Raw genomic sequence first — 19,711 nt, forward strand, 5'->3', positions numbered from 1 at the left:
GAGATCACCTCTCTTTACTTAACATAACAAACTTCTGAAAAAAGGCCGTTCCTTTTCACTAAAAAAAGGATAAACGACTTTTTATTATAGCATACTTTCGGGAAATGTGAATAGGTAGGGTTAGCCCAGACTGGGATGGTTTATCTACGATAACGAAGTAACTCGCTCAACCTTCCGTACTCATTTTTTACAAAAAACAGAAGCCACCCCTCCAGTAGACAAAGACTACTTAAGGGACGGCTCCTTTTCACGAGAGCCCTACGCTCTACATCTTATTTATACATTGAAACGGAAGTGCATAACATCGCCGTCCTGCACGACATAATCTTTACCTTCCAAACGAACTTGACCACGTTCTTTAGCCACGTTCATCGTACCCGCAGCTGCTAGATCATTGAAAGATACAACCTCTGCACGAATGAAACCACGTTCAAAGTCAGTGTGAATGACTCCCGCAGCTCCTGGGGCTTTTGTACCTTTGCGAATCGTCCAAGCGCGTACTTCTTGTACTCCTGCAGTGAAATACGTATATAGACCAAGCAAACGATACGCCGCAGTAATGAGACGGTCGAGTCCTGAGGATTCCAAACCTAGCTCCTCGAGGAACATTGCCTTGTCTTCGCCTTCAAGCTCAGCAATTTCTGCTTCCACTTTGGCACTAATCGGAACTACTTCAGCATTTTCCGCTGCTGCGAATTCTCTTACTTGTTGAACAAAAGGATTGTTCTCAGCATCGGTAACACCGTCTTCACTAACGTTCGCAGCATATAATACGGGTTTGAGCGTCAAGAGATGAAGATCGCGGACAATCGCTTTCTCATCCTCTGTCAAATCCAAACTACGTGCTGGTTGATCGTTGTACAACGCTTCCTTGACACGTTCGAGTACTTCCACTTCCATTGCAGATTGTTTGTTGCCGCCCTTCATATTTTTACGGGAGCGATCAATTTTCTTCTCTACACTATCCAAATCAGCCAGAATCAATTCAAGATTGATCGTCTGGATGTCACTGATTGGGTTGATTTTACCTTCAACGTGGGTAATATTCTCATCTTCGAAGCACCGTACAACATGTACGATTGCATCTACTTCACGAATATGAGCCAAAAATTTATTGCCCAAGCCTTCGCCCTTACTTGCACCGCGCACCAATCCCGCAATATCAACAAATTCAAATGCAGTAGGTACCGTACGATTTGGAACGACCAGCTCAGTCAGTTTATCAAGGCGCTCATCTGGAACTTCCACCACACCAACGTTTGGATCGATCGTGCAAAATGGATAGTTCGCGGATTCAGCCCCCGCTTGTGTAATTGCATTAAACAGGGTGGATTTCCCTACATTTGGAAGTCCGACAATTCCCGCTTTTAAAGCCATATCTATGACAACTCCTCATTCTTGTATTCACTCATCTTCTTCAATCATAGTACATATACCCCGCCCATATTTCAAGGATGTTCCGTAAATATTCCCATACAATTGAGCATTGGGTTATACTGCTAACCCTATTTTTAACTGTACTTCATGCAACTATTACCTCTCTACTACCTTTTTCACAAATAAGTGTATTTTGTACAACTATTAAGATATACAGGCGTCACTTCTGCTCTATAATTTCTTCGTCATTGAAATATCCGTAACCTCATATCCCACTTTCTGATACAAGTGGAGCGCTCTTTGATTATGTCCGAATACATGAAGAGAAATCTTATAAGCTCCCTGTTCTCTAGCTGCTTCATCTACAGCAGACATCGTTGCCTTGCCGTAGCCCTTGCCTTGGTATTCCTCGTATATAAGAATATCGTAAATAAAAGCGGTTCGTCCCGTTGGTTCTTCGGCAATGTTAAACCAGACGTACCCTACCTCATTTCCTATCTCTTGATCCACAACCGTATAGAGAAAGGCATCCTTAGTGTCCTTACCTTCTGGAAGGTATTTCTGAAACGATTCCAACGAACGGACCATAGCCTCATCTTCGCTCCATGTACCTGCCTCAACCTTATCATTTGCGTAATCCTGCGCAGAACGATTTAAGAACACTTCGTATTCGCTAGCGCTCATTTCTTTGAGTTGAACCTTTGCCATCTAAACATCTCCATTCAAATCTTCATCATAGCGGATACCAGAATCCTTGAACTACCTGCAGTTTCAGTACAATACCTACTGTAAGTAACAGGACACAAAGCAGCACGACTATCTTGTCACTCCGCATAGCCCTAGTGCCCATGTACCACGTACGTTTAGGCTTCGTACCGAAACCACGTAGATCCATCGCATCAGATACCGATTCGATATGCTGAAGTGATGATTGCAATAAGGGCACAACAACAAGCGAAAGATTCCGCATTCGCTGCTTGAGATTACCATCGCCCCGTGAAATTCCTAGACCGCGCATTTGCATTGCATTCAGAATATGACGGAACTCCTGACTTAAATCAGGAATATATCGAAAAGCAATACTGACGGCGTAAGCCATTTTGTACGGGACGCCAAGCTTATTCAAACTTGCGGCAAACCGACTCGGATGCGTCGTGAAAATAAACAGCAGTGTAATCGGACATAAAGTTAAGTATTTCAAAGACAACGTTAATACATAAAATAAGGTCTCTACATTAATTGTATCATAGCCAAGTGGAATAAGTGGTGTGTTACTTCCGGTCAGTGTTGACCCGAAGCGAGGTGTAATCAGTAGAATGAAAATACTGTTCATCAGTGTAAATAGGGTTAACATCCAGAAGAGGAATTTCATCCGTTTAATCGGAATCCGAGCCACTAATAACATGGATATACCGGCAACCAACAGAACGACAAAGATACGCAGATCAAGGAACAGAAAGGTCACTGCCGTCCATACCAGCAGCAACACAAGTTTCACTGCTCCATCCATCCGATGGAAGAAGGAATCACCGTCCACATACAAACTGCTTGATTTACTCATGTGACGTCTTTCCCTTCTGCTCATAATCAATGAAAGCTTGCACAAATCGCGATGGGGACGATAATCCCCAGGCTCTCGCAAACCTTGCAAGGCTCGTCTCCCTTAGGCGTGCCTTGCTAGTAACCTCGCTGTTTGAGAGAACATTCGCCACGGTATCTGCAGCAATGACTCCGCCTTCCGCCATAACAACAGCACGATCAGCATATTCTAATGCCAAGTGCATGTCATGCGTAATAAACAAAAATGCCATCCCTTGATTCGATAGTTCGGCTATAAAATCCATAAATTCGGTATAATGCCGATAATCCTGTCCCGCCGTCGGTTCATCCAGAATCATTAACTTCGGGCTCAAAGCTAGGATCGAAGCGATACTGAGGCGTTTCTTCTGTCCGAAACTCAGTGCAGATACCGGCCAGTTACGGTAGGGATATAATCCGCATATTTTCAATACTTCGTCACTTCTCTCCTCACGTTCTGTAGGTGAGAATCCTCGTGCGGTAAGACCTAGCCCCACTTCATCCCGTATCATATGTTGGGTGATCATATGATTCGGATTCTGCATCACATATCCAATTTCCGTACCTCTACGGCGGATCGACCAATTATTGATGGATTCACCCCATAGCCGCACTTCCCCAATTCTAGGTTTGAAGAGCCCGGTAATAATACCGGATAAGGTAGATTTGCCTGCTCCGTTGCCTCCAAGCAACGCAATCGTCTCTCCCGCTCCAATAGATAGAGATACTTGCCGCACAACATCACGCCCAGCATCATACGCGTAAGTTACATCACGTAGCTCTAGCAGGACATCCCCATCCCTTTGTTCTTGAGTCGACTCCACGCTGTCCATCCATACTTCAAGCTTGCCCTTATCTAACGTGCCGAGTATCCCTTCCGGTGTCCTCAAATTGCTAAGACCTTGTAGAGATAATCCAGCATAAGCCATGGCATCTAAATAAATCGGCTGTCGCAGTCCAAATGAGGCAAGAATACCTCCTGCAAGTAAATCATCCGGTGTTCCAATCGCCGCAATTTCCCCTTCGTTCATCACAACGATCCGGTCGATTGGTTCTTGTAGAACGTCCTCCACTCGATGTTCTATGATAATAACGGTCTTACCTCCGGCTTGGTGTATTTCTTCTATGAGTCGCATGGCCTTGACGCCACTTGCCGGATCCAGATTTGCCAGCGGCTCATCAAACAGTAAAATATCCGCCTTTGTTGATAGAACCCCAGCCAATGAGACACTTTGTTTCTGACCACCGGACAGATCATGTGGACCCTGCCCTTCATAGTCCAGCATACCCACTAGATCAAGCGCCGAGAAGACCGCAGTCTTCATCTCCGCTTGCGGAGTCGCTTCATTTTCCATCTGGAATGCTACATCTTCACCTACGGTTTGCCCCACGAACTGAGCATCTGGATTTTGTAGGATAGTCCCTACACTCTTGCTGCGTTCGAAAATATCCTGCGAGCTTGAATCCTTCCCATTCACGTAAAGCTCGCCAGTGATCTCGCCTCCGTATGAAAAAGGAATTAGCCCATTGATACAATGGGCTAAGGTCGACTTACCAGAACCGCTTGGTCCGGCAATCCATATTTTCTCGCCTCGCACAATGTCGAGGTTGATGTTTTTTAGTGTTGCGGAGGACTGGCTTTTATAACGGAAACTAAAGTCCCGAAATGAAATAACAGGTTGCATATGTCAGGTAACTCCTATCTTTCCACAGTCAAGTTCGCATTGTTTCGATTCCGCTTCGCGTATGCCCACACCGCCGGAACACCCAGAATCAGAAATACAGCTAGATTTACAAGACCTGCAGAGATTACTTGTATAACAATCTTGTTGTTTGGCTCGCCCATTGCGTAAATATCGAACAAACCCGAAAATGCCAAGGATACGAAAATGCCAACTACTCCGTAAATAATAAATGAAATCAAGTGCTTTTTCTTAATAACTCCATCTTTCGGATTGAAATCCTTAGAAAGATAGATCAATCCCATAAACGCTGCAGTAATACCCGATCCAAGCGCCCATCCCCACCATACCGTACCACTCTGGATAAAGTCATTAATGACATGCCCGATAAATCCAGCAATAAAGCCAACCACTGGACCAAATAATGCTCCAAAAATAGCTAACAACGCAATCGCTGGGCGAAGCTGCGTATCCGGAGCGATAGGAATACCAATCCAGCTCGTCGCACCGTATAGTGCAGCACCGATCCCAATCGTTACAACCGTACGGGTACTCCACTTCCAAATTGATGGTTTCATTAAAAATCCCCCTTTACATTCTCCACTGGAACCACTACCTTGGATCCCTGTGTTCATTAAGTTTGGTTGCCTTCTTGCCACCGTAGTCCATTTCCTACTGTCGTACCGGTCAAGTTAGCTTCTACACCTAATATAAGGGGTCATTCTCTGAAAAGCAATGAAAAATTCTCTGTATACCACTAGGAATTATAAGATTATTGTTTTTTTACTACGTTACTACTCTCTCCGTACTAATCGCGTCGTGCTATTCAGCGCCGGGATATCTCCGGCTCCAATCCCAAACATGGCGGTGCGGAGCTCAAACTCCACGCGCTCAAGCAGCGCGTCAAGCCGCTCCTCTGAATGCACCGCCGGTTCAAGCAGCGCCCGGCCGAATCCGGCCAGGTTCGCGCCCAGGGCAAGCGCCTTGGCCGCGTCCACGCCGTTGTTCAGGCCGCCGCTACCGATCAGGGCGGCATCTGGCACCGCCGCCCGCACTTCGCGGATGCATTCCGCGGTGGGGATGCCCCAATCCGCGAAAGCCTCCGCTGCCGCGCGGCGCACAGGGTCTGCGCTGCGGAACTTCTCGACCTGGCTCCATGACGTTCCGCCTGCGCCAGCTACATCAATAAAAGCTACGCCTGCCCCGCGTAGCCGCTTCGCCGTCACTCCGTCGATTCCCCAGCCTACTTCCTTAACCCCTACTGGAATTGGCAAGCTACGGCATATATCTTCGATACGAGACAACAAGCCTCCAAAGGCATTATTGCCTTCCGGCTGGAACACTTCCTGCAGACTGTTCAAATGCAGCACTAGCATGTCCGCTCCTACAATTTCTACCGCACGCATACAATCCTCAGTACTAAATCCATAATTAAGCTGAACAGCACCTAAGTTAGCAATAATCGGAATGCTGGGAGCTTTACGTCGAACCGCAAACGTCGAGGACAATTCATTCCTTTCCACTGCAGCTCTAACCGAACCCACACCCATTGCCCAACCCCGTCGCTCTGCTGCCTCAGCAAGCCGATCATTAATCATCGCCGCCAGCTCACTTCCGCCGGTCATAGAACTAATAAGAAACGGTGTACGAACGGGGGCGCCTAAAAATGTTGTTTTTAAACTAATATCCTCAAAATTCAGCTCTGGTAAGGCATTATGCCGAAACATATATTTATCAAACCCTGTACTTATGCCTTCCGCACCCACTTCCTCTTCCAAGCAAAGACGGATATGTTCCGTTTTTCGTCCCCCTATATCAGTCACGCTGCCATTCCTCCTCCTTTACACCAAGATACGAATACAATACTCTGCTTACTTATAGTAGCGGTGAAAATAACCGTGCCGCAGATTCCATGAAACGTACAATCATTCTCTTCTTCTCAAAAGCCTCGATATCTATTAAGGTGGCTGAAATCAGATCGCGTTCAAAGTCCTTCACAACTTTGGCCACGCTATCACTTTGTACGAGTAATGCATTCACCTCAAAGTTCAAATGAAAGCTACGCATATCCATGTTCGCCGTACCTACCGTAGCAACCTCCCCATCTACAATAAGTAGCTTTGAATGAAGGAAGCCCTTTTCATACTCGTATATCTTAACCCCAGCCTCCAACAATGCAGGAAAGTACGAATGGGATGCAAGGAAGGGCAGCCATTTGTCGGGTTTTGCTGGAAACAAAATCCGCACATCAAGACCAGACAACCCCGCTACCCGTAGCGCCGTAAGGATATCTTCGTCTGGAATGAAATATGGCGTAGCAAGCCATACCGATTTCTTGGCCGTTGTAATCATTGAGAAAAAAATATTCTTAAGCGTCGAACTCTCATTGTCCGGGCCGCTCGGGATAATCTGTATCGCCCCACTACAACCTTGTTCAAGCTCAGGTGATAGATATTCTATATCCATAATTTTCTCACCGGTGACATACTGCCAATCCTGAAGAAAAATAACTTGCAGCGATCGAACAGCCTCTCCCTTCACCAGCATATGGGTATCCCGCCAGAATCCATATGTCTTACTCCGGCTCAAATACTCGTCACCCACATTTAATCCACCGATGAACCCCGTGTTACCATCGATCACGACAATCTTCCGGTGATTACGGTAGTTCACCCGACTCGATAGCGCCAAGAATCGTACTTGTCCATAAATACCGACCTTAACACCTGCATTCTCCAGCTCTTTAATGAACGATTTAGGTAAGCCAATACTACCAACGGCGTCGAACATAAATCGTACCTCTACACCTGCACGAGCCTTCTGAATTAATGTCTTCTGAATTTCACGACCAATGTCATCCGCACGGTAAATATAATATTCCATATGAATATGGTGCTCAGCCAACTTCAATTCTCTCAAGAGTGAAGAAAAGGTCTCTTCTCCGTTAGTCAGCACCCTTGTTCTTGTTGCCATAGAGAAAGGTGTACGAGCAATTCGTTGTGACAGTTGAAGTAGCCGTTGCTGGCCAGGGGTAAATTGTGATAAATCACGCGGTTGCTTACTGCCTATGTGATCGATCATTTCGTAACCTTTACGATCCTGCTCCGCCTTTTTATCGTATTTCCGCCGTTTGAAGTAGTTTTGGCCGAGCAAGAAATATATAACCAGTCCAACGACCGGTAACAATGCCAGCACTAAAATCCATGCCACTGTACTGGAGGGATTACGGTTCTCCATAAAGATAGCGAATCCTATCGTAATGACTGTCAAAGTTTGAAATATACTAATTAGCGTACCACCAAAATGCCCGAAGACGCCGAAACCAAAATAATAAAAGGCAAATAAAACTGCGGCAATTAAAATAATTTGTAACCCACGTCTCATAGTTGTACTCCTCTACACTTTGGTGAATGGTAATTGATTATATCTTACATGAACTACGCCCTACTTCCTAGCCAAATTATAATACGTTGGATATATTTGCTATCTGATTTTGTTTTGTAATATAATCTTTCTGACTATTGAGTCATAATAAGAACCAAGGAGTCAGAAGGGATGATGAAGGATCTGTTATCAACAAAATCAGAGGAAAAGAGAAAACTAATATTAAGAACAGCGATGCAACTCTTTGCTATAAAAGGAGTCTCCGCCACGTCCATGCAAGAAATCGCCGATATTTGCGGGATGTCCAAAGGAAGTCTCTATCTGCAATTCAAGTCGAAAGAAGAATTGGAACACAGTGTATTTGACTACTGTTACGAGATGCTTCAAGATCATCTGCTTCAGGTAGAGCGTCAGCCAGAACTCCCCCCACGCGAGAAACTATGCCGTCAAGTTGAAGTCTTGCTGAATTTGGTCCTTGAGCTTCGTGAGTTTTTAATGATGCAGTTAAAAGACTGGATAACCAATGGAGATCCTAATCATAAACAGCATTTTATTAAGAAGCACAACGATCAGTTGTTCATTTTCGGTAAGGAAAAGCTTATCAGTCTGTACGGTATAGATATCTCACCGTATATAGCGGACATTCTAATGCTCGCGAATGGCATGATTAGTTCTTATACCCAATTGCTATTTCATCCGCAGGTTGCCATTGAAACCTCTCGCTTAGCAAGCCACCTCGTGGATTTATTGGATGTCACCGCTGCTAGTATGTTGCGGGATCGCCCGCAACCGCTTATCTCTGAAGAAATATTAACTGGGTTAAGTCATAAGCAGCCTTGTAGAATGCAACCTAGTCGGCATCCACTACAAGTGATCAAAGAATTGAAGACAACATCTGAAGACTTACTTAATGACCCGCGAGAGCGCAAGCACGTTCTAGAATCATTACAGATTCTAGAGGATGAAATCGCAGCACTTCGTCCTCGTCATGCCATTATTAACGGGATGCTTGGCAATCTTACAGATTTCTGCGGGCTTGAGAATCAACTTTTAGAATTAAAAGTTTTATTACAACCCTATTTGAACAAGTAATTACAGGAAAAAGTTTGTCGAATTATCTATTGAACCACAAAACCTAGAGAGTATAAAGAGAGGAGCAGAAACTAAAGTATGAAAAACCTGATTCAATTTTCACTTCGCAATAAGTTTGCGATCTGGCTTCTGACTATTATTGTTACCGCAGTTGGTATATATAGCGGGTTAACCATGAAACAGGAGACCATTCCGAACATCAATGTCCCTTTTCTTAGTGTGACTGCTATTTATCCTGGTGCAGCACCAGAAGGTGTCGTGAAAGATATCACCAAGCCGTTGGAGCAACGACTACGTAACGTCGATGGCGTTAAGACATTAACCTCCACCTCGATGGAGAACGCTGCTTCGTTGTTCATCGAATTTAAATACGACACCAACCTCGATAATGCTACCGCAGCACTTCGTGAAGCCCTCAATGATGTTAAACTCCCTGATGGCGCACAAAAACCTCAAATCACAAGATTCAGTATGAACTCATTGCCTGTTGTTTCTCTCAGTTTATCGGATAACGAGTCGGGGGATTTAGAAAATTTAACCCGCACCGTGGAGAACGATATCAAGCCAGTTCTAGAAGATCTGGACGGCGTTGCCTCTGTGCAAGTCTCTGGTCAATTTGCCAAGGAAATTACCCTTAAGTTTAATCAAGTAAAGATGCAGGAGCTAGGTCTTAACGAAGATACAGTGAAAGGGATTGTGCAGGCATCGGCACTTCGCGTACCACTCGGCCTGTTTGAGATGGAGGAATCTCAAAAGGCTATTGTCGTCGATGGGAACATAACGAACGTCGAGGACCTACAGAACATTGCAATCCCAGTTATACCTAATGCAAGTTCTAACGCAGTACCAGGTATTGCGAATAATACAGCTGTACCTGGAGCACCGACAGAAATGGCGATGGGGATTCCTACTGTAAAACTCAGTGACATCGCTACAATCGAAGTAGTTGGTGAAGCAGAATCCATATCCCGTACAAACGGTAAAGAATCTATAGGTATCCAAATTGTGAAATCTAACGATGCCAACACAGTAGACGTCGTGAACCTAGTTAAGGACAAAGCAGAACAATTAAAGAAAGACTATCCTCATATTGATTTGACAGTCCTGATGGATCAAGGAAAACCGATCACGGATTCCGTTAATACGATGTTGTCAAAGGCCGTATTCGGTGCGTTATTTGCGGTCCTGATCATCATGATCTTTCTACGCAATTTACGTTCTACTATTATCTCCATTATTTCCATTCCCTTATCGCTACTGATTGCTGTTCTTTGCCTTGAGCAGATGGATATTACCTTAAATATGATGACTCTTGGCGCTATGACAGTAGCGATTGGTCGGGTTGTCGACGACTCCATTGTCGTCATAGAGAACATATATCGCCGTATGTCTCTTACGGGTGAGAAGCTAAGTGGAAGTAAGCTTATAGTAGATGCTACTCGCGAAATGTTCTTGCCGATCATGGCTTCAACGATTGTCACGATTGCGGTGTTCTTACCGTTAGCATTCGTTAGCGGCATGGTAGGCGAATTATTCAAGCCATTTGCACTGACGATGGTATTCTCACTACTCGCTTCCCTAGTCGTAGCTATTACTCTCGTCCCTGCACTAGCGCATACACTTTTCCGTAATGGACTCAAGAAAAAACATGATCACGAAGAGAAACCACAAGGACTCGCCCGTGTATACCAACGTGCACTTAACTGGTCATTATCCCATAAACTAATCACCTTCGGGTCTGCCGTGGTTCTACTAGTCGGAAGCTTATTCCTTTACCCACTAGTTGGTGTCAGCTTCCTACCCGAACAAAGTGATAAGTACGTCATGCTTACTTATTCTCCAGCGCCTGGCGATCGTCTAACCGATGTGGAGCAAAAAATGCTTACAGCAGAAAAATATATTCTAGATCAACCTGACGTTGAGAAAATGCAATACTCCGTTGGGGGAAGCACTCCTATGGGGATCGGTTCTTCTAACTCAGCACTCTTCTATGTTGCTTATAATGAAGACACTAAGAAGTTTGAAACGGTCAAAGAAGAACTCATTAATGGTTTGAAAGAGCAAGTTGACAAGGGGACTTGGTCTGACATGTCCGAAATGATGATGGGAGGATTAGGCGGTGGCTCCCTTAGCGTCAACGTGTTTGGCGATAGCTTGGAGGATATTAAGCCCGTTACTGAACAAATCCTCAAGTTGATCGAAGCTGACACTAAACAATTTGAGAAAGCAAGCACCAGCCTTTCCGAAGCTTATGGTCAGTATACACTCGTAGCGGATCAGCAGAAACTGAGTTCTCTTGGTCTCACGGCTGGACAGCTTGCTATGAAGCTAAGTCCATTACATGAACGTCCCGTCCTGACGGAAATCGCAATCGATGGGAAGGACTATAAGGTATATATTGAAACGGATACCAACACCTATACCAGTATCGCAGATATTGAGAATGAGACCTTAACTTCTCCTTTAGGCATACAAGTGCCCATTAAAGATATTGCTAAGGTAGAGAAAGGTAGCTCACCAGACTCTATCATGCGTATCGACGGTAAAATGGTCGTTGAAGTAAGCGCAAAAATCATATCCAGCGATGTGAATAGCGCCTCTAGCAGTTTACAAGATAAGATCGACAAAATAGATAAACCCGACGGTGTAACCATTAAATTTGGTGGTGTAACCGAACAAATCAACGATACATTTGGACAGTTGGGGCTCGCTATGGCTGCCGCCATTGCAGTTGTCTACTTTGTTCTTGTTGTCACCTTTGGTGGTGGTCTAGCTCCATTCGCTATTCTTTTCTCACTACCGTTCATCGTTATCGGTGCCATGGTAGCACTATTGATATCCGGGGAAACATTAAATGTATCGGCACTGATGGGTGTTCTCATGCTCATCGGGATCGTAGTCACCAATGCGATCGTGCTTATCGACCGCGTTATTCATAAGGAACGTGAAGGATTGTCCACGCGTGAGGCCTTACTTGAGGCTGGTGCAACGAGACTTCGCCCGATCCTCATGACGGCGCTTGCCACCATCGGTGCACTGTTACCACTTGTTCTGGGATTTGAAAATAGTGCAGGAATCATTTCACGTGGACTCGGTATCACCGTTATCGGGGGACTGATTAGTTCCACCCTCTTGACGCTCGTCATTGTACCGATTGTTTACGAATTCTTGATGAAGATCAGTCATCGCGGAAGAGGAAAAACCGTTAAAGAAGCCAACTAACTATACTTCCAAGTAGAAGAAAGGGACTATCCACCGGGTCTTATATGACCTCAGGGGATAGTCCCTTTTGTTATGATTATAGTTAGTTCTACCAGTCATCACTGGATGTATTTACTTCTCCGAATAACAGTTCATTTTCTCGCCAAGTTTGAAGTTGCTCCAAATCCTCCGCCAGAAACTCCCTCATTAATACAGACAATCCAGTATATAATGGGCTAGTTGTCGCCCCAGCCAAATCTGCTGAAAATTGCGGTGTCCATTTCAGTAAGTGAGATTCAAGAAACGCGATTTGTGTATCTACCAGTTCAAGACAGCTCTGACGCAAATTATTCTTATTCAACATACCTTCAGCCAATACAGCCATAAATTCCAACTCTAGAGCAATATGATCATCGCGTTCACCATTTAATTTGTTAAAAGCTACACCGCTCTGCGCATAAATGGTTCCGATCTCTGAAATACAGTCAAATGCATTCGCACCTTCTGCTCTTGCGCGGTACGCCGCCTCACACGTTGCTATCTTCGCATTATGACCCATAAAGAGACGTTCATACTCCTCTGCTTCCGCGTAACATACTTTGCGGAAATCCTCTTCAGCAATGCTCGCCAGATAATCCTTCAATATGGTCCCACCTAGGGTGGCTGGAATTGAATTCTTCAGCTCGACTACGCCACGCCATTGTGCAATCAAAGACATACGTGGCGGACGGCTTAAAAAATCCATCAGCAATTGGTATACCCACCCTCTAAGTTCCAGCCAACGAACTTCTTCCGCCGCTATCTTAACAGGATTCTTGATCAACATGGTCATCTTCGTCATCTCCCTGACTATTTATATCATGTATATTGAAACAATATTACTTCACTTTGGTAAAAAAAGATGACTTCCTTAAATGTCGGAAATCATCTAAAGAACATATACCCGATACATGATTAAGGGGAACCAAGTATCGCTACTTGTATTATATCGCAAAATGTAAGCGCTTTACGTGAACTATTTGACAAATTTACAAACAATGTTATCTATAATTTGGAAAACCAAAATTATACCTTTAATCTCCACCAAATTTGTCTCTTTTCACAGAAATGTTGCTAATTTCAAAAAAAGATCGTTTGTATCCCCTTTCATGTCTGTGTTACATTTGGAACAGAATCACTGCATGATGACATGGACATGGTCGGAAAGGAATGGAGCGTTTGCGGAATAATATGAAGAAGTCTTCCTCTTCTTTACTGCCTTTAGGGCTGCTTAACTTTTTCATTTACGGCACAATGGTCATATTTACAGCCTATTTTCAATTATATTTGCAGGACATCGGTTTGGACAAGTTGGAGATCGGGAGTCTTATGGCGATTGGTCCCTTCGTCTCGTTACTGGCCCATCCGTTCTGGAGATTTTGGAGCGACCGGGAAGGCAATCTTAAAAACACGCTATTATTTATCATGATCGGCCTGCTTATCATGATTCAATTAGTATTCAAGGTAAACACATACCACATGCTGTACTTCAGCATGATCTTGCTTTATTTTTTCCAAAGTCCGCTGCTCTCGCAGACTAACAGTTTGATCCTAGGCTATGTTGATGGAACTGAGAAGAAGTTTAGAAAGTACCGTTTCTGGGGTTCATTGGGTTGGAGTTTTGTTGCTCTTGCTGCTGGCCCGATCATCGATTCTGTTGGACATAACGGGCTCTCTCTACTATTCAGTATCATGTTGCTCATGGCGATTGGCTCTACCCTAGTTCTACCCAAAGTCAAACATGCAACAATCACTCCTTGGTTGAAAACTGCGGATATCAGCCGGACATTACATAACAGGTATTTCATATCCTTCATCATCTTTGGACTGTTAGTTGCGATCCCCAACTCGATCAACACTACCTTCATGCCGCTATTCATAAGTGATTTAGGTGGTTCCAGGTTACAAGTTGGTGGGGCGATTTTTGTCTCCACACTATTCGAAGTTGGAGTGTTCTGGTTGTTAAAGCGTTACCTGAAACACAAGATCACTTATCTCATGGCCTGCATTACCTTGGTCAGTTTGCTATTTGCTCTACGGTGGTATCTAATGGCTTTGGCTACAACTCCCAAGGAGATCATCCTTATTCAAGTGCTTCATGCCGTCACGTTTGGTGGTTTCTTCTATGTAGGCACTCAATTGACTGCTTTGTTCCTACCGCGACCATCTCGCTCCTCTGGACAAGCTGTATTCGCTTTTGCTCTCAGTGGAGTAGCAGCGATCCTTGCTGGATTCCTTGGTGGCTGGATATTCCAGAACCTAGGTGCGATTATTATGTACAAAGCAGGAAGCATTCTGACCTTGTGTGGAGCTGCTGGATTCGGTGCGATGTGGTATCGCATCCATAAGAATGGCTACTCACCAGGCATGATTCATAAAGAACCTTAACTGTATATCTTGACCCTATAAAAGGGGATGACCCAGATGCCATTTAAATGGCTAAGGTCATCCCCTTTTGTTGTTGGGAAAACGTAGCGCGAACGGACCGTTTCTACAATCGCCTTGGTCTCTCAAGAATAGCGCAAAGATACTACAACTTTCCCAGTGTTTTCTGATAATGCATGTTCGCTTTAATACCAAATGCAAAATATAAAATGATCATGACCGGAAAGAAAAACCAGAAAAATCCTCTAAAAAAAACAAATGGGGTCTCAAAGAGAAACGATCTCCAAAAATATGCTCCGGTTCTTTCCCATAATCCCGGTGTAAAATATAGTAATTTCGGATTCAGAAGGGCAGTTGGATCAACGGTGTTAGTTAAAATGAGTACAACTAAAATAGGAATGTAGAACACGGCCAGCGTAAGCCACATTTTAGACAGTCTTTGATATCGACCAGCTTTGGAATCAGCATCTGAGAAGATATCCTCATTTCCGTGTTCATCTATTTTTTCGAAATACTGAGATCCTGATTTCTTTGATCCTGCGATATGCTTCCAACCACTGTCTTCAAACAGGGCGCGGTAATCTTCGAAGTCTGCTTGTTTTTTAAACGTACGGAAATCAATTTTTATCAGCCTATTCTCCGGCTTTGCAGGTTGGAATTCATACCTGCTCGATTTATTTATAAATCGATGCCCTTGTTTAGCCATGTCATTCAGCCATTGTTCTTCTTTATCGAAATTGATAAAAAACTTACACTTTCTCATTTTATCTCCCCCGTTCGTTATCCTAGGATTTTTTTCGTGACTTCAATCATATGATTCATTCTTGCAAAGTCGAGTCGCAGGGTTTCTATGCCCTTTTCAGTAATAACATAAACTTTACGCCTGCTGTCCTCACTTTTGACAGGCTGGATTAGCTTCAGCTTAACCAAGTTTTCAACCGCTCCGTATAGTGTGCCTGCCGCCATTCTTACCTGTCCACCACTTAGCTCCTCCACCTTTTGAATAATTAAATATCCATGTGCTGGTTCCATCAAAGCCAGAAGAATATAATAAACAGTTTCCGTAAGTGGTAAGTTCTTATCTCTACTCATGTTTTTTCCTCCATTCTATTCAGTTTCGCTGTATACAGCCATACTATATAGTTACACTATATACAGTTCAACTGAGTAATGCAACAATAAAAAGCCATAAAGCAAAAAAGATTTGCTTTACGGCTCTTATAGACGATAACTTATTTATTTCCCAGGCTGATATGAACTCTTCAACGACACAACCAAGTTAAACACTGGATGTCCCGGAGCCGAGAATTTAGGATCGACATTGAAGTATCCGTGCCGGAAAAATTGGAACTTATCTTGTGGCACAACGTCCTTCATCCCAGGTTCAACATACCCTTGAACTATTTTCAGAGAATTAGGGTTGATCATATCCATAAATGTCTTCTCTTCCAGACTATCCTCTTCCGTTTCCTCCAAGATCAGTGGCTCATACAACCGGAACTCAGCAGGTACCGCTTGACTCGCCTCGACCCAGTGGATCGTTCCCTTCACCTTGCGACCTGTAAATCCGCTACCACTCTTCGTTTCAGGGTCATAGGTACAGTGAATCTCAACCACATTCCCATCAGCATCCTTAATCACATCGTTGCACTTAATGAAATAAGCATGCTTCAGACGTACTTCATTACCAGGGAACAACCGGAAATATTTATTCGGTGGGTTTTCCATGAAGTCTTCACGTTCGATGTAGATTTCACGCGAGAAAGGAATTTGGCGGTTACCCATTTCTGGATTTTCGCTGTTGTTCTCCGCTTCAAGTAGCTCGGTTTGCCCCTCAGGATAGTTCGTGATGACCACCTTAAGCGGATCAAGAACTGCCATTGTACGTGGAGCTTTTAATTTGAGATCTTCACGAATAAAGTGCTCAAGTGTCTTCAAGTCGATGGAACCGTAAGCCTTGGAAATACCCGTTTCAAACACAAACGCCTTTAGGGCGTCCGGCGTATAACCGCGGCGACGCAGACCTGATAATGTAGGCATGCGAGGATCGTCCCAGCCATCCACAACACCATCATCAACGAGCATCTTCAGCTTCCGCTTACTCGTGATCGTTTGTAGCAGATTTAATCTTCCGAACTCATATTGACGTGGAACATTTGGCATTTCTGTCTCAGCAATCACCCAGTCGTAAAATGGACGTTGATCTTCAAACTCCAGTGAACAAAGTGAATGGGTCACGCCTTCGATTGCATCCTCCAAGGGATGCGCGAACGCATACAGAGGGTAGATACACCATTTGTCACCGGTATTATGATGCGTAGCATGTAGTATCCGGTAAATAACAGGATCACGGAAGTTAATATTTGGTGCCGACATGTCAATTTTGGCACGAAGTACTTTCTCTCCGTCCTTAAATTCTCCTGCACGCATCCGGGCAAATAGATTCAAGTTCTCTTCTACCGAACGATCACGATAAGGGCTGTTTTGTCCCGGTTCGGTCAAAGTTCCCCGCGTCTCGCGAATTTGATCTGCACTAAGATCATCGACAAAAGCTTTGCCCTTCTTAATTAGCAAAATAGCACGCTCATACATTTCATCAAAATAATCTGAAGCGAATCGTAGCTCTTCCCACTCAAATCCAAGCCATTTAACATCTTCCTTGATGGAATTAACGTATTCTACGTCTTCTTTTGCCGGATTTGTATCGTCGAACCGTAAGATTGTTTTGCCGCCAAACTCATCAGCTAGCGTAAAATCAATCCAGATCGCCTTGGCATGACCGATGTGTAAATAGCCGTTAGGTTCTGGTGGAAAACGAGTAACAACGGACTTAACTTTGCCACTTTCAAGGTCCTCAGCCATAATATTTTTAATAAAATTGGGAGGGGTAGTGTTATGCTCCACAGGTATCAACCTTTCCATTCACTGAATTTATGCTATATTTCCCGATTTTTCTTCTTATAAATATACCGATATCTTGGCAATAGTTCAATGCCAGTATACCAACTTACTGCTACTTCTATAATCATTCAGATGGAACAATCGGACACCACATTAGAATATCATCAACATATTGACCATCCAAGTAAAACTCATCTACAAGTCGTCCTTGCTCCAAAAAACCACAGCTCTCGTAAAAAGCTTTCGCGCCTGGATTAGTAGCTAAAACGCGCAGAGACAGTTTGCGTATTCCTTGCTCAGATGCGATGATTTTAATCGACTCCATCAATTTGCGACCGACGCCCTGCCTTTGACACGAAGGATGAATGGCTATGTTCAGATCATAGACATGTCCATTGCTTGGTAACGGTGTCGGGGAGTCAAAGCCCAAATACCCACAAATTTCGTCTCCAATCCCGGCTACAAGTTGGCTCCCCGGTGGGCATTTCTGCAAATACTGCTCCCGTGAAGTCCAGACAATCTGTGCGGGTGTCGAGTCCTTGTCCCATACGAGTGCGTCAAGCTCCATCAGTGCAGCCGCATCACGAATTTCCGATAACCTAATCCAAATTTGGTGTGACATGATGCTTTCCACCATCCTTCCTAACTTCACCTACTGCCATTATACACTGGATTGATTCCGTCATAAATCAGGGTTACATCGAAAGAGGCATATCTCCCCTGTTCTGCCGATGAATCAAAGAATGAACAAAAAATGCCCCAACCGAAAACACAGCTATCAAAACAGAAAGTCCAGCTACCGGGACAAGCCCATTCCAGTCAAACAATAAACCCATTGCATAGGGACCAACCACCTTGCCTGCTGCGCCCATTCCCCCCACAACTCCTAGGTAAAACGGCGCCGATTTACCCGTCCGATCCGATATGAAGGAAGGAATCGCCGGAGAAATGAGCATTTCACCAAATGTAGTGAGTACCATGGCTAGTACTAAACTAGGATATGTATGAAAACTTAGAATTGCAATATATCCTAGCAAATAAAATATCCCGCTAGCAGTCATTTGTGCCTCAGGGGACCCTGCAAAGGTACGCTTCAACCACAAGATGAATGGCTGGCCTACAAAAATAAGTACTCCATTAAGCGTCCACAGTATACTGTAATTCCACTCTGGCATCCCCTTCATCATCGTAAAAGGAGCCACCCCGTTGTTCCAGATACAATTACTTAGCCATAGACAGAAAGAACCTATGCCCATAAACAAATATAATCTATAGTGGCCAAGCAGTTTCCATGTCTGCACTTTCTCAATAGTATTTTTGCGCTTTTCCAGCTGTAGCCCTCCGGAGTCGCTCTGGACCTTGCTCAAATATCTCCAGAAGAAAAGAGCAAATACAGCCGAGGTCAAACCGTTCATAATAAAACTCATATCATATGAAATACTGGCCAGAAATCCGCTGAGTGCCGTACCGATAGCTACACCAATATTGTTGGCCACGTATATAACATTGAACAATTCCCCTCGCCGATCGGCGAAGCGAAATCCAATGAATGCTTGAATCGCAGGCATCGACAACGCATTGAAGAACCCAACTAATCCCATAACGAACATGAATATATACCAATGCCCGCTAACGTACGGCAGAAATAGCAAAGATAAGGCATTCATACCCAATCCACCGACGATCAGTCGCTTTACACCTACCCGGTGATAAAGTGCTCCACCTAATAACTGTCCGGCAATGCCACCCAGCGACATTACCAAAATAACCAATCCTGCATCCGTTACACTCCGTCCTAGCTGCCTGAATACAAACATCGTAATCAGAGGCCACATCAAAGAGCCACCGATTGAATTGACCAGACTCGCAACCAGAAACACTTTAACTTCACGCGGATAATTCTGTAACCATTTCATCCCTATCTCTCCCCCATTAACCCTAACGGCAAAACCTTAAATAATATCAAAAAGGGGACCCCTTGTGAGGCCCCCTTTTCATGCATATAACCGTCGCTGACCAGATTATGATAGTATCGCTTAAAACGTAAGTCTAGGCAAGTACTTTTAGTACCA

At 44.2% G+C, this 19,711-nt stretch carries 16 protein-coding genes; 3 read left to right on the forward strand and 13 right to left on the reverse strand.

Features of this window, described 5'->3' with window-relative positions:
* Positions 1–276: 276 nt before the first annotated feature.
* From ychF to cls, 7 genes are all read right to left on the reverse strand, one after another.
* Entirely contained in the window at positions 277–1,377 is a 1,101-nt protein-coding gene (ychF, locus tag NST85_RS26700; RefSeq protein ID WP_127194356.1) for a redox-regulated ATPase YchF, read from the reverse strand.
* A gap of 231 nt (positions 1,378–1,608) precedes the next feature.
* Positions 1,609–2,085: a GNAT family N-acetyltransferase gene (locus NST85_RS26705; RefSeq protein ID WP_341190855.1), complete on the reverse strand. Its 477-nt coding sequence runs from the start codon at positions 2,083–2,085 to the stop codon at positions 1,609–1,611.
* A gap of 25 nt (positions 2,086–2,110) precedes the next feature.
* Complete coding sequence (locus tag NST85_RS26710; RefSeq protein ID WP_127194358.1) at positions 2,111–2,938, reverse strand: energy-coupling factor transporter transmembrane component T family protein; 828 nt, start codon at positions 2,936–2,938, stop codon at positions 2,111–2,113.
* Positions 2,931–4,640, reverse strand: a complete 1,710-nt coding sequence (locus NST85_RS26715) for an ABC transporter ATP-binding protein (RefSeq protein ID WP_341190856.1) — start codon at positions 4,638–4,640, stop codon at positions 2,931–2,933. The genes NST85_RS26710 and NST85_RS26715 overlap by 8 nt, the downstream gene beginning before the upstream one ends.
* Before the next feature lie 14 nt (positions 4,641–4,654).
* The gene (locus NST85_RS26720) at positions 4,655–5,215 is read right to left on the reverse strand and encodes an ECF-type riboflavin transporter substrate-binding protein (RefSeq protein WP_127194360.1); all 561 of its coding nucleotides are present in this window, start codon (positions 5,213–5,215) and stop codon (positions 4,655–4,657) included.
* Between the two features lie 216 nt (positions 5,216–5,431).
* Positions 5,432–6,460: a type 2 isopentenyl-diphosphate Delta-isomerase gene (gene fni, locus NST85_RS26725; RefSeq protein WP_341190857.1), complete on the reverse strand. Its 1,029-nt coding sequence runs from the start codon at positions 6,458–6,460 to the stop codon at positions 5,432–5,434.
* 52 nt (positions 6,461–6,512) lie between these two features.
* Positions 6,513–8,021 (reverse strand): cardiolipin synthase, encoded by a 1,509-nt coding sequence (gene cls / locus NST85_RS26730; protein ID WP_127194362.1) that lies wholly within the window; start codon positions 8,019–8,021, stop codon positions 6,513–6,515.
* Positions 8,022–8,192: 171 nt separating this feature from the next.
* Here cls and NST85_RS26735 point away from each other — a divergent pair, with 171 nt between their 5' ends.
* The gene (locus tag NST85_RS26735; protein WP_341190858.1) at positions 8,193–9,113 is read left to right on the forward strand and encodes a TetR/AcrR family transcriptional regulator; all 921 of its coding nucleotides are present in this window, start codon (positions 8,193–8,195) and stop codon (positions 9,111–9,113) included.
* A 78-nt stretch (positions 9,114–9,191) separates the two neighbouring features.
* Positions 9,192–12,335, forward strand: coding sequence for an efflux RND transporter permease subunit (locus NST85_RS26740; protein ID WP_341190859.1), 3,144 nt, complete (start codon positions 9,192–9,194; stop codon positions 12,333–12,335).
* A gap of 88 nt (positions 12,336–12,423) precedes the next feature.
* Here the strand turns inward: NST85_RS26740 and NST85_RS26745 are convergent, their stop codons facing one another.
* Positions 12,424–13,146: a TorD/DmsD family molecular chaperone gene (locus NST85_RS26745; RefSeq protein ID WP_341190860.1), complete on the reverse strand. Its 723-nt coding sequence runs from the start codon at positions 13,144–13,146 to the stop codon at positions 12,424–12,426.
* Positions 13,147–13,544: 398 nt separating this feature from the next.
* On the opposite strand from NST85_RS26745, the gene NST85_RS26750 reads away from it, so the two are divergent.
* Positions 13,545–14,741 carry an MFS transporter gene (locus NST85_RS26750; RefSeq protein ID WP_341190861.1) on the forward strand — a complete coding sequence of 399 codons (1,197 nt, stop codon included), beginning with the start codon at positions 13,545–13,547 and terminating at the stop codon, positions 14,739–14,741.
* A gap of 142 nt (positions 14,742–14,883) precedes the next feature.
* On the opposite strand, the gene NST85_RS26755 is transcribed toward NST85_RS26750, so the two are convergent.
* From NST85_RS26755 to NST85_RS26775, 5 genes are all read right to left on the reverse strand, one after another.
* The gene (locus NST85_RS26755; RefSeq protein ID WP_341190862.1) at positions 14,884–15,501 is read right to left on the reverse strand and encodes a DUF2812 domain-containing protein; all 618 of its coding nucleotides are present in this window, start codon (positions 15,499–15,501) and stop codon (positions 14,884–14,886) included.
* A 17-nt stretch (positions 15,502–15,518) separates the two neighbouring features.
* Positions 15,519–15,830 (reverse strand): PadR family transcriptional regulator, encoded by a 312-nt coding sequence (locus tag NST85_RS26760; RefSeq protein ID WP_307398589.1) that lies wholly within the window; start codon positions 15,828–15,830, stop codon positions 15,519–15,521.
* A gap of 144 nt (positions 15,831–15,974) precedes the next feature.
* Positions 15,975–17,660: a glutamine--tRNA ligase/YqeY domain fusion protein gene (locus NST85_RS26765; RefSeq protein ID WP_341190863.1), complete on the reverse strand. Its 1,686-nt coding sequence runs from the start codon at positions 17,658–17,660 to the stop codon at positions 15,975–15,977.
* Positions 17,661–17,763: 103 nt separating this feature from the next.
* Positions 17,764–18,261, reverse strand: coding sequence for a GNAT family N-acetyltransferase (locus NST85_RS26770; protein WP_341190864.1), 498 nt, complete (start codon positions 18,259–18,261; stop codon positions 17,764–17,766).
* Between the two features lie 73 nt (positions 18,262–18,334).
* Entirely contained in the window at positions 18,335–19,555 is a 1,221-nt protein-coding gene (locus NST85_RS26775) for an MFS transporter (RefSeq protein WP_341190865.1), read from the reverse strand.
* Positions 19,556–19,711 lie beyond the last annotated feature (156 nt).

This window comes from Paenibacillus sp. FSL K6-2524, assembly GCF_038005525.1.
Classification (GTDB): Bacteria; Bacillota; Bacilli; order Paenibacillales; family Paenibacillaceae; genus Fontibacillus; species Fontibacillus anaericanus.

Excerpts from the sequence above, each read along its gene's own strand:
- ychF (WP_127194356.1), bottom strand. The coding sequence starts at position 1,377 with ATGGCTTTAAAAGCGGGAATTGTCGGACTTCCAAATGTAGGGAAATCC.
- NST85_RS26705 (WP_341190855.1), bottom strand. The coding sequence starts at position 2,085 with ATGGCAAAGGTTCAACTCAAAGAAATGAGCGCTAGCGAATACGAAGTG.
- NST85_RS26710 (WP_127194358.1), bottom strand. The coding sequence starts at position 2,938 with ATGAGTAAATCAAGCAGTTTGTATGTGGACGGTGATTCCTTCTTCCAT.
- NST85_RS26715 (WP_341190856.1), bottom strand. The coding sequence starts at position 4,640 with ATGCAACCTGTTATTTCATTTCGGGACTTTAGTTTCCGTTATAAAAGC.
- NST85_RS26720 (WP_127194360.1), bottom strand. The coding sequence starts at position 5,215 with ATGAAACCATCAATTTGGAAGTGGAGTACCCGTACGGTTGTAACGATT.
- cls (WP_127194362.1), bottom strand. The coding sequence starts at position 8,021 with ATGAGACGTGGGTTACAAATTATTTTAATTGCCGCAGTTTTATTTGCC.
- NST85_RS26735 (WP_341190858.1), top strand. The coding sequence starts at position 8,193 with ATGATGAAGGATCTGTTATCAACAAAATCAGAGGAAAAGAGAAAACTA.
- NST85_RS26740 (WP_341190859.1), top strand. The coding sequence starts at position 9,192 with ATGAAAAACCTGATTCAATTTTCACTTCGCAATAAGTTTGCGATCTGG.
- NST85_RS26745 (WP_341190860.1), bottom strand. The coding sequence starts at position 13,146 with ATGACCATGTTGATCAAGAATCCTGTTAAGATAGCGGCGGAAGAAGTT.
- NST85_RS26750 (WP_341190861.1), top strand. The coding sequence starts at position 13,545 with ATGAAGAAGTCTTCCTCTTCTTTACTGCCTTTAGGGCTGCTTAACTTT.
- NST85_RS26755 (WP_341190862.1), bottom strand. The coding sequence starts at position 15,501 with ATGAGAAAGTGTAAGTTTTTTATCAATTTCGATAAAGAAGAACAATGG.
- NST85_RS26760 (WP_307398589.1), bottom strand. The coding sequence starts at position 15,830 with ATGAGTAGAGATAAGAACTTACCACTTACGGAAACTGTTTATTATATT.
- NST85_RS26765 (WP_341190863.1), bottom strand. The coding sequence starts at position 17,660 with ATGGAAAGGTTGATACCTGTGGAGCATAACACTACCCCTCCCAATTTT.
- NST85_RS26770 (WP_341190864.1), bottom strand. The coding sequence starts at position 18,261 with ATGTCACACCAAATTTGGATTAGGTTATCGGAAATTCGTGATGCGGCT.
- NST85_RS26775 (WP_341190865.1), bottom strand. The coding sequence starts at position 19,555 with ATGAAATGGTTACAGAATTATCCGCGTGAAGTTAAAGTGTTTCTGGTT.